Raw genomic sequence first — 10,571 nt, 5'->3', positions numbered from 1 at the left:
CGGATCACAAAACCCGGCCGGGGTTATAAAATTGGCATTGAACATAGTGCACGCTGTTGAGTTCTCAAGAATCGGACACACCCCGCCTCCACCCCACAAAGGAGCTTCACAACGAGAGTGATCGAAGTATTCGTAAATCCGTGTTGCTTGTCACTGTGTGACCGGCTAAGCTGTAGAGAAGTTATTCTCTCCGCCGCCGTGGCAACTTGTATAACTTAGCACATCCGCAGGCCGTGTCAAATCCGGCTTCTTCGCGATGTCTTCACGCTCGAAGGCGCTCCGACGTTGCCCGGGCCGGACCGAAGTCCATCGCCGAGCGGCGAAGATGCTGAATCCGAAGGATCCTGCGAAGGCTTTACATCCTGCACACGAGGCGTGCTCCGAGAAGCTGCCTTGCGAGTGGATGGTCCCGATTGAGGCCGGGACGTAGGAGAGGCTCTTCCGAGCCCTGCTCTTTCCGTTTCCCTGCGGCCTTTGTGGCGACTCGGAATAAGTTACGCAGCGATCCGCACCGTGTCAAACGACGGGCAGAAATCGCGCATCCCGGGCGTGTCGCTCTCGACCTTCCTCCACAGGGGGGCGGAGGCAGATCCCTCCACGGGACACCGTCTCGCCGCTCGGAACCGCAGGGGACGGTCACGAGAATGGGCGCATGACCCGCTCCCACGTCCCCCGGCTCCCCGAGAGCAGCCCCCGAACGGTCAGTTCCCTCGCCGAGGCCCTCACCCTGATGGAGACGGCCCGGCAGGAGCGCCCCCTCCTCCTCGTCGGCGTGACCGGTTCGCCGGGATCCGGGAAGTCCACGCTCGCCGAGCACCTGCGACGGCGGACCCCCGGATCCGTCGTCCTCCCGCTCGACGGCTACCACCTCCCCCAGGAGCGGCTCCGCGAACTCGGCCGGCGCGACCGCATGGGCGCCCCCGACACGTTCGACGCGCAGGGGTTCGTGACGGCCCTCCGGACACTGAGGTCGGCGCCCGCCGGATCCACGGTGAGCGCCTCCTCCTTCGACCGCGCGATCGAGGAGCCCGTTCCCGGCGCCCTGAGTCTCCCCGTCGAGGACGGGACAGTCGTCCTCGTCGAGGGCAACTACCTGCTGCTCCGCGACGAGGGCTGGGAGGACGTGAGCCCACTGCTCGATCTGCGGATCCACCTGCGGGTGCCGGAGACCACGAGACGAGCGCGCCTGGTGGCGCGGCACCTCCGCTTCGGCAAGACGCTCGACGAGGCGATCGCCTGGACGGACGGCCCCGACGAGAGGAACGCCCGGCGGATCGAGGCCGCGGCGCGGTTCGCCGACGTCGTCCTCGAGCAGGCGTCGGAGCGTCCGCTCCGACTGCTCCACCTCTCGGACACGCATCTGCTCGCGGACCCCGCCGGGCGGTACAACCGGATCCTGGACACGCGGGCCGGCCTGGAGCAGCTGCTCGCCGCGCACGACGCCGTCGAGGGGATCGACGCGGTCGTCGTCTCGGGGGACCTCGCGGACGACGGCGCCCCCGCGTCCTACTCCGCACTCCGGGGCATCCTCGCGGCCTGGTGCGCCGCGCGCGGTGCCGAGCTCGTGCTGGCGCTGGGCAATCACGACGACCGGGAGGGCTTCGGATCCTCCGATCCTCGGAACACCGCGACCACCGTCCGAGGCGTGCGCATCCTGACCCTCGACTCCTCGGTGCCGGGCGGCGCCTCGTGGGGACTGCTCACGGAACCGACGCTGGCGTGGCTCCGGGAGCGGATCGCCGAGGACCCCGCCGCGCCCGTCGTGATCGTGCTGCACCACCCGCCGATCGAGGCAGTGGCTCCGCTGCACACGGTGATGGGCCTCGTGAATCCGCACGACCTGTGGGAGGCGGCAGCGGGAGGCACCGTCCTCGCGGTCCTCGCCGGGCACTGGCACCACGCGTTGGTGGATACGACGACCCCCGCTCCTGTCGTGGTCGCTCCGGGTGCGGCGAACCGGACCGACGTGCTCGCCGGTCCGCGGCACGAGAGGTCGGTGGCCGCGTCCGGAGCGTCGGTCGTCGACGTGTCCACCGACGGGGTCCGGGTGACGAGCACCGAGATCGACTCCCCCCACCGAGGAGCGGAGCTCTTCGACGTCAGCGGGGAGCGGCTCGCCGACGCGAAGCGCCGACTCGGCTTCCCCGGGTACTTCTCCGGCGCTCGACAGAATTAGTCAGTAGGCTGACTAATCCCTCGATCCCGTCGGAAGTGACCCATGACACCGCTCGTCCTCCTCGTCCGCACCCGTCGCCGTGCCTGGCTCACCGTGCTGTCCGGTCTGCTCGCGGTCGGGGCGCTGTTCACCCTGCTGCCGTCGGGCGGCGAGTCGGGCTTCCCGCAGTCGGGTCTGCCCGACTCCGCGGAGTCGGCGGAAGCGGCGGCCCTGCTCGAGGAGTTCCCGTCGGCGGACACGACGGCGGGCGTCCTGCTGTGGAACCGCCCGGGCGGCCTGACGGACGAGGACCGTTCGGCGATCGCCGAGCGCGCGGAGGCACTCGCACTCCTGTCGACCACCCCGGAGGCGGTGCGGCCGCAGTTAAGTGAGGACGGCGAAGCGGCCCTCATCGCGGTGCCGCTGACGGAGTCCTCGGTGGAGGCCGACGTCGAGGGGGTCGCGTCCGAGCTGCGCTCCGCGGGATCGGAGGGGCTGCCCGCGGGTCTGGACAGCTTCCTGACCGGGGCCGTCGGCTTCCAGGCCGACATCTCGAACGCGTTCGCGGGCGCGGATCTCCGCCTGCTCCTCGTCACCGTCCTGGTGGTCGCCGTGCTGCTCATCGCCACCTACCGGAGCCCCGTGCTCTGGATCGTGCCTCTCGTGGTGGTCGGCGTCGCGGACGGACTCGCGCGGATCGTCGCGGGAGCGCTGGCCGACGCGGCGGGGATCGCGCTCGACGCCTCCGTCAGCGGGATCCTGTCGGTCCTCGTGTTCGGAGCGGGCACCAATTACGCACTGCTGCTCGTCGCCCGCTATCGGGAGGAGCTGCTGCGCGAACCCGACCGGCACCGCGCGATGTCCACCGCGGTCCGCAGCGCCGGACCCGCGATCGCGGCCAGCGGTGGCACCGTCGCGCTGAGCCTGCTGACCCTGCTGCTCGCCGAGCTCGCCGGGAACCGGGCGCTCGGATTCGCCTGCGCGATCGGCGTCGCGATCGCGATCCTCTTCGCCCTCGCAGTACTCCCCTCCGCTCTCGTGCTCTGCGGGCGCGGGCTCTTCTGGCCGTTCGTGCCGCGACCGGGAACCGGCAGCACCGCGGAGCGACCGGGACTCTGGACCCGGCTCGGCCGCGGCGTCTCCCGCCGGCCGGCGCGGGTCGCCGTCGCTGCCGTCCTGGGCGTCACGCTGCTCTCGCTCGGACTGATCGGAGCGCAGGTCGGGCTCTCGCAGACCGATCAGCTGCTCGGGGATCCCGAATCGGTGCAGGCGCAGGCGGTCATCGACGAGTCCTTCGGGGCGGGGCTCACCGCGCAGACGACGGTCCTCGCTCCGGACGACGCGGTCGAAGACGCGGTCGCGATCGCCGAGGGGACCGACGGCGTCGACTCCGTGCGCCCCGGCGAGAGCGCGAACGGGAGGACCGCCCTCAGCCTCACGCTCGCCGGCGAGCCCGAGAGCGCTGCGGCCTTCGAGACGATCGGCGCGCTCCGCGACGCGTACTCGGCGGCCGACGGCGACGCCTCCGAGAGCCTCGTCGGAGGGAGCGACGCGACAGCGCTCGACACGCAGTCGGCATCGGAGCGGGACCAGGCGCTGATCATCCCGATCATCCTGGCGATCGTGTTCCTGATCCTCGCGCTGCTCCTGCGCTCGCTCGTCGCTCCGGTGCTGCTGATCGCGAGCGTGCTCGCGACCTTCTTCGCCAGCCTCGGAGCGGCGAACCTCCTGTTCCGCGGACTGCTCGGATTTCCGGCCTTCGACGCGAACGTGGTGCTCTTCGCGTTCCTGTTCCTCGTGGCGCTGGGCGTCGACTACAACATCTTCCTCGTCACCCGGGCCCGCGAGGAGCGGGCGGCGCACGGCACGCGCGAGGGCATGGTGCGGGCGCTCGCCTCGACCGGAGGCGTCATCACGAGCGCCGGGATCCTGCTCGCCGCGGTCTTCGCCGTGCTGGGAGTCCTCCCCGTCGTCGCCCTCACGCAGATCGGCGTGATCGTCTGCATCGGGGTCCTGCTCGACACGCTCGTGGTGCGGACGGTGCTGGTGCCGGCGCTCGTGTTCCTCACGGGCGACGCCTTCTGGTGGCCGGGCGTGCGCCGGAGCGGTGGCGGGAGGCGCATCCATGCCGTCCCGCTCGAGGATGCCGGGACGCGCTGACCGACGACGAGGCGCCGGGGCAGAGGGAAGCGGACGATGCGGGGCCGCACGCGACAGCCCGCACCGTCCGCTGATCGTGGTCCGCGGAGGCGGAGGTCAGGTCGACGGCAGCGCGACGGCTCCGGTCACGGCGGCCGCGTACTCGCGGGAGCGACGGGGCCGAGCGGGCTCGACATCGGTGTAGCGGCCGACGAACGGCGCGGGTGCCGCTCCGCTCGACACGTAGGAGCCCCACAGGGGGGAAGGCACGTACTCTGAAGATCGTTCGGTGGTCATCTCTCTCGTCTCTCGAAGTCGGGGATACATCGGACTCGCGCGGTGCCGGGGTCCAGCCCGGCACCGCGCACTCGTTCGGGCGGCGGAGTCAGGCTCCGATGCCCACTTCCTCCGGGGCCACGTCGGCACCCGGCGCGGAGGGCTCGAGCGCCTCGGCGACGCGCTGCGACAGCGAGCTGTCGACGTTCGCCCAGTACTGCAGCACCCGCTGGCGCAGCTCGGGACGCGTGACCTTCGACACGTGCCCGGCGATGTTCGCGACGAGTCGCGCCCGGGCGGCGTCGTCGAGGACCTCGCGGTAGAGCGTGCCCGCCTGGCCGAAGTCGTCGTCCTCCGGGTGCAGGGTCGCCGCGGCGCGCGTCAGCTCGCCGTCGCTCTCCCAGCCGGTCGACTCCGCCGCGCGAGCGGGGTCGGCGTGCGCGCCGCCCATCGTGTTGGGCGCGTAGACCGGGACCTCGGACTTCTGGAAGTCGAAGCGCATGGCGCCGTCCTTCGAGTACGAGTGCACGGGCGACTTCGGCGCATTGACCGGGAGCTGCGCGTGGTTGGCGCCCACGCGGTAGCGGTGCGCGTCGGCGTAGCTGAAGATGCGCGCGAGGAGCATCTTGTCGGGGCTCGCGGCGATGCCCGGCACGAAGTTCGACGGAGCGAACGCGGCCTGCTCGATCTGCGCGAAGTAGTTCTCGGGGTTGCGGTCGAGGATCATCGTGCCGACCTCGATCAGCGGGTAGTCCGCGTGCGGCCAGACCTTGGTGAGATCGAACGGGTTGAACCGGTACGACTTCGCGTCCTCGTAGGGCATGACCTGCACCGAGAGGGTCCAGGTCGGGTAGTCGCCGCGGTCGATCGCGGTGGACAGGTCGCGGATGTGGAAGTCGGCGTCCTCTCCGGCGATCTGGTCGGCCTGCTCCTGGCTGAGGATCTCGACGCCCTGGTCGGTCTTGAAGTGGTACTTGACCCAGAAGCGCTCGCCGGCCGCGTTGATCCACTGGTAGGTGTGCGACCCGAAGCCGTCCATGTGGCGCCACGAGCTCGGGAGACCGCGGTCGCCCATGAGCCAGGTGACCTGGTGGGCCGACTCCGGGGACAGGGTCCAGAAGTCCCACTGCATGTCGTGGTCGCGCAGGTGCGTGCCGGGGAGGCGCTTCTGCGAGCGGATGAAGTCGGGGAACTTGATGCCGTCGCGCAGGAAGAACACCGGGGTGTTGTTGCCGACGAGGTCGTAGTTGCCCTCGCTCGTGTAGAACTTCAGCGCGAAGCCGCGCGGATCGCGCCAGGTGTCGGGCGAGCCCTGCTCGCCGGCGACGGTCGAGAAGCGCGCGAGCATCTCGGTCTCGACGCCGGGCTGGAAGAGCGCGGCGCGGGTGTAGGCGCTCACGTCGCCGGTGGTGACGAAGCGACCGAACGCTCCGCCGCCCTTGGCGTGGACGACTCGCTCCGGGATGCGCTCGCGGTTGAACTGCGCGAGCTTCTCGAGGAGGTAGTGGTCGTGGAGCGCGAGGGGGCCGTCGGCCCCGACGCTCAGCGAGTGCTGGTCGCTCGCGACCGGCGCTCCGGAGTTCGTCGTCGTGAATCGTTCCTCGGTCATGTTCCTCCTGTCGGCGGCGCGCCCGTTCGGCGCACCACTGCGGTGATGGGGTCGGGTCAGTTCGCGGACGCCCGGAGGCAGTCGGGGCAGGTGCCCCAGAACGTGACCTCGGCCGTGTCGACGGCGAAGCCGCTCGACGTGGACGGGTGCAGGCACGGGGCCGCTCCGACGACGCAGTCGACGTCGGCCACGGCGCCGCACTGCCGGCAGACGACATGGTGGTGGTTGTCGCCCACCCGCAGCTCGAAGCGGCGGGGGTGACCCTCCGGCTCGATGCGGCGGGTGAGGCCGGCGTCGGTGAACGCGGAGAGCACTCCGTAGACCGCTTGCGCGGAGGTGTCGGGGAGCTCGACGCGCACGCGCGCCAGGACCTCGTCGACTCCGGAGTGCGGGTGCTCCTCGAGTGCGTGCAGGACGGCGCGCCGCGTGGCGGTGGCCTTGAGCCCGGAGGCTCGGAGGCGGTCGTCCTGTGTCGTCATGCCGGTGACGTTACCGCAGTTGTGTTGAGTGAGTCAAAACAACGCGGCGAGTCGAAGGGGGCGTCTGTGCGATCCGCAGGGGATGCGGCGGGTCTGCGACTCCGGCTTGCGACGGGAAGGGCATTCCCGGCCGGATCGCCTGCAGACCGCACCAGTGCCTGCAGATCGTGCAGACACCTGCAGATCGTGCGGGTACCTGCGGATCGGGCGGGTGCCTGCAGATCGTGCGGGTAACGGCTGATCGCGCGGGTGCCTGCAGATCGTGCGGGTGCCTGCGGAGTGGGCGGGTGCCCGCGGAGTGGGCGGGTGGCGGTCGAGAGGGCGGCCGGCTGCGGGCGGCGACGGAGCCGCGGGCAGGGGCGTCACTCCGCGTACGGTCAGGCGACGGGGCCCTCGGTGAGGGTGACGGGGGCGGAGTGGGCGGCTCCGGAGGTGTCGATCCAGGAGAGGGTGACGGACTCGCCGGGCTCGCGGTCGGCGAGCGCCGCCGAGAGCGCGTCGGCGGAGGCGACCGGAGCGCCGTCGACGGCCGTGACCACGTCGCCGGCGGCGAGGCCGACCGTCGCGGCCGGGGTGCCCTCGATCACTCCGCCGATCACGGCACCCGCGGCACTTGCGGCGCCGGACGCGTACGGGCTCGCGCCCGAGGAGAGCGAGACGCCCAGGAACGCCGGGTAGCCGATCTCGATGGTCGCGGTGTCGGCGCCCGCCTCGATCTGCGTGACGATGTCGAGTGCGGTCGCGATCGGGATCGCGAAGCCCGTGATGTCGGCGGATCCGCTCGACGCCGCGGTGTCGATCCCGACCACCGCGCCGGAGGCGTCGACCAGGGGTCCGCCCGAGTCGCCCGAGACGATGTCGGCGTCGACCTGGATGAGACCGTGCAGCGTCTCTCCGGCGACACCCGCCTCGGACTGCGTGGTGACGCTCTGCTCGAGCGCGGTGACGGTGCCGGCCGCGGCGACCAGGTCGCCCGTGCCCTCGGCGTTGCCCACGGCGGTCACGGAGTCGCCGACCGCGACGCCGTCGGTGTCGAGCGTCGCGGGGGTGAGGCCGGAGGCGTCCTCGAGCTGGAGCACGGCGATGTCGTTCGTCGCGTCGGTGCCGACGACGCGAGCCGTGTAGGTCTCGCCGGTCGACTCGACGGTGACGGCGATGCCCGTCGCGCCCTCGACCACGTGGTTGTTGGTCAGGATCATGCCGTCGGAGGTGAGGATCACGCCGGTGCCGGCGGAGCGCGCCCCCTGGTAGGTCAGGTCGGAGACGATCGTGACGACTCCGGTCGTCTGCGCGGTCGAGGCGGGGACGGCGTCGGTGGGCGTGCTCGTGCTCGACGAGGAACCGGATCCGCCGCTGTAACCGGAGCCGCTGCCGTACCCGGACCCGCTGCCGTACGGGGAGATCGCGAAGCCGCCGCCGAAGGACCCGTGCGAGCCGCCGGGGTAGACGATCGTCGCGGTGCTCGAGGACGACGACGACGCGGCCTCGGTGGTGCCCGCGTACGAGACCCCGCCCGCCGCGACGCCGATCAGCACGGCGAGCCCGGCGCCACCCGCGACCAGGGCGCGGCGACGGCGGCGGCGGTCGTCGGTGCGGAGCGCGAGACGCTCCTCGGGCGCGGCGGCGGGGTCGGGCAGTCGCTCCGATCCGTCCGATTCGTGCGTCTCGTTCATGGTTCGTCCTCCAGCCGGGTCGCGGTCGTCGCGACAGGACTTCAGTGAACGACCGCGCCTTCGCGGCGCGCTGGGCGGATCCGATGAGGACTCTATGAAGGTCGGCGAGTGGCCGAGGAAATAGTTGTGGCTACAACTGAGTTGGGTCTAGCGTGAACACGATGAACGCCACTGCCCCCGACCTGCTCGCGCCCGACACGACGATGGGCGCGGTCACCCTGCGCGTCGCCGACCTCGACGGGATGGTCGCGTACTACCGCGACGCCGTCACCCTCGACGTCCTGTCGCAGGACGGCTCCGTCGCCGTGCTGGGCCGCGGAGGCGTCGCCGCCGTGATCCTGCAGCACGCCCCGGAGCTGCGCCACGCCGGCCCCCGCGCGGCCGGGCTCTTCCACACGGCGATCCTGTTCGAGTCGGAGGCGGCGCTCGCCGCGGCCGTCTACAGTGTCGCGACCCGGCACCCGGGCTCCTTCACCGGCAGCTCCGACCACCTGGTCAGCAAGGCCTTCTACTTCGACGACCCCGAGCACAACGGCGTCGAGCTCTACTGGGACCGCGACCGCACTCAGTGGTCGTGGACGCACGGGCGGATCGAGATGGGCACCCTGTTCCTCGACCCGAACACGTTCCTCCAGGAGCACCTCACCGAGGAGTCGATCGCGCAGCCCCGCCTCGGCGGCGCCTCCGTCGGGCACGTGCACCTCAGCGTCGGCGACGTGGCGACGGCGAAGGAGTTCTACGTCGACCGGCTCGGCTTCGAGACCACGATCGCGTACGGCGGCCAGGCGCTCTTCGTCTCGGCCGGCGGCTACCACCACCACATGGCCATGAACACCTGGAACTCGCTCGGCGCCGGACGGCGGCAGCTCGCCCTCGGACTCGGGCAGGTCGAGATCGTCGTGCCCGGCGCCGACGACCTCGGCGCCCTCGAGGAGCGGCTGCGCCACGCGTCGATCGCCACGCAGGACGACGGACGGACGCTCGGGTTCGAGGACCCCTGGGCGAACGCGATCCGGGTGACGGCCGCGGGTCGCTGAGCGCACCTCCTCCGGGATTCCGCGGGCGGTACCATGGGCGCGCGGACTCCCGCACACTCCCCCGACACTCCGGAGAGACACGATGCCCACGATCGTCGTTGAGGTCATGCCCAAGGCAGAGCTGCTCGACCCCCAGGGGAAGGCCGTCGCCGGCGCCCTCTCGCGCCTCGGCCACTCCGCCGTGAGCGGCGTCCGCGTCGGCAAGCGCTTCGAGATCACGGTCGACGAGGTCACCGACGAGGTGCGCGCCTCGATCGCCCGCATCGCCGACGAGATGCTCTCGAACTCGGTCATCGAGGACGTCGTCGGCATCCACTACCCGGAGGTCTGACCGACATGCGGATCGGCGTCATCACCTTCCCCGGCTCTCTCGACGACCGCGACGCGCAGCGCGCGATCCGGTTCGCCGACGCCGAGCCCGTCGCGCTCTGGCACGGCGACCACGACCTGCAGGGCGTCGACGCGATCGTGCTGCCCGGCGGCTTCTCCTACGGCGACTACCTGCGCTGCGGAGCGATCGCCTCGCATTCGCCGATCATGCGCGAGGTCATCGCCGCGGCGAACGCCGGCACGCCGGTCCTGGGCATCTGCAACGGCTTCCAGATGCTGACCGAGGCGCACCTGCTGCCCGGCGGCCTCATCCGCAACGACGCCGGATCCTTCGTCTGCCGCGACCAGCGCCTGATGGTCGCGAGCACCGCCACCGCCTGGACCAACGGCTTCGAGCCCGGCCAGGAGATCACGATCCCGCTGAAGAACGGCGAGGGCGGCTACATCGCGTCGGCCGACACGCTGCTGCGGCTCGAGGCGGAGGGGCGCGTCGTCGTCCGCTACCTCGGCGAGAACCCCAACGGCTCGATGAACAACATCGCCGGCATCAGCAACGCCCGCGGCAACGTGGTGGGGCTCATGCCGCACCCGGAGCACGCGGTGGAGCCCGGCTTCGGCCCGGACACCCGCGCCGCGATGCGCTCGGGCGTGGACGGGCTGACGTTCTTCACGTCGGCGGTGCGCGCGCTGGTCGCTGCGGCGTAGCGCTCGACCGTCGGAACGGCCGGGACCCTTCGGGGTTCCGGCCGTTCGTCGTTCCCCGGGGCTGCGCTGCTGGTGGACGGGGATCTCGAGACGCCCGCTGCGCGGGCTACTCGGTCAGCAGGAGGACGGGTCGGGACGCTCTGCCTGCTGGTCGAGTAGCCCCGGAGG

The 10,571-nt window shown here is 71.3% G+C and carries 9 protein-coding genes; 5 read left to right on the top strand and 4 right to left on the bottom strand.

Annotated features, from left to right (window positions below; translation table 11 throughout):
• The first annotated feature begins 652 nt into the window (after positions 1-652).
• Positions 653-2,176 (top strand): metallophosphoesterase, encoded by a 1,524-nt coding sequence (locus tag ASF48_RS17135; protein ID WP_055794311.1) that lies wholly within the window; start codon positions 653-655, stop codon positions 2,174-2,176.
• 42 nt (positions 2,177-2,218) lie between these two features.
• Positions 2,219-4,315, top strand: a complete 2,097-nt coding sequence (locus ASF48_RS17130) for an MMPL family transporter (protein ID WP_055794308.1) — start codon at positions 2,219-2,221, stop codon at positions 4,313-4,315.
• A 96-nt stretch (positions 4,316-4,411) separates the two neighbouring features.
• Here ASF48_RS17130 and ASF48_RS19510 read toward each other — a convergent pair whose 3' ends face one another.
• From ASF48_RS19510 to ASF48_RS17115, 4 genes are all read right to left on the bottom strand, one after another.
• Positions 4,412-4,564, bottom strand: coding sequence for a hypothetical protein (locus tag ASF48_RS19510; protein WP_157603212.1), 153 nt, complete (start codon positions 4,562-4,564; stop codon positions 4,412-4,414).
• 115 nt (positions 4,565-4,679) lie between these two features.
• A complete protein-coding gene (locus tag ASF48_RS17125; RefSeq protein WP_055794307.1) occupies positions 4,680-6,179 on the bottom strand; it encodes a catalase in 1,500 nt (499 codons plus the stop codon).
• Between the two features lie 56 nt (positions 6,180-6,235).
• On the bottom strand, positions 6,236-6,658 hold the full coding sequence (locus ASF48_RS17120) for a Fur family transcriptional regulator (protein WP_055794305.1): 423 nt from the start codon (positions 6,656-6,658) through the stop codon (positions 6,236-6,238).
• Between the two features lie 377 nt (positions 6,659-7,035).
• On the bottom strand, positions 7,036-8,331 hold the full coding sequence (locus ASF48_RS17115) for a S1C family serine protease (RefSeq protein WP_082481674.1): 1,296 nt from the start codon (positions 8,329-8,331) through the stop codon (positions 7,036-7,038).
• 161 nt (positions 8,332-8,492) lie between these two features.
• Here ASF48_RS17115 and ASF48_RS17110 point away from each other — a divergent pair, with 161 nt between their 5' ends.
• From ASF48_RS17110 to purQ, 3 genes are all read left to right on the top strand, one after another.
• On the top strand, positions 8,493-9,368 hold the full coding sequence (locus ASF48_RS17110) for a VOC family protein (RefSeq protein WP_055794344.1): 876 nt from the start codon (positions 8,493-8,495) through the stop codon (positions 9,366-9,368).
• Positions 9,369-9,450: 82 nt separating this feature from the next.
• Complete coding sequence (purS, locus tag ASF48_RS17105) at positions 9,451-9,699, top strand: phosphoribosylformylglycinamidine synthase subunit PurS (protein WP_055794302.1); 249 nt, start codon at positions 9,451-9,453, stop codon at positions 9,697-9,699.
• A 5-nt stretch (positions 9,700-9,704) separates the two neighbouring features.
• Positions 9,705-10,403, top strand: coding sequence for a phosphoribosylformylglycinamidine synthase subunit PurQ (gene purQ / locus ASF48_RS17100; RefSeq protein WP_055794300.1), 699 nt, complete (start codon positions 9,705-9,707; stop codon positions 10,401-10,403).
• The last annotated feature ends 168 nt before the right edge of the window (positions 10,404-10,571 follow it).

The organism is Rathayibacter sp. Leaf299, assembly GCF_001423055.1.
In the GTDB taxonomy this organism is placed as follows: domain Bacteria; phylum Actinomycetota; class Actinomycetes; order Actinomycetales; family Microbacteriaceae; genus Rathayibacter; species Rathayibacter caricis.
This window is presented reverse-complemented; position numbering and strand designations above follow the sequence as displayed.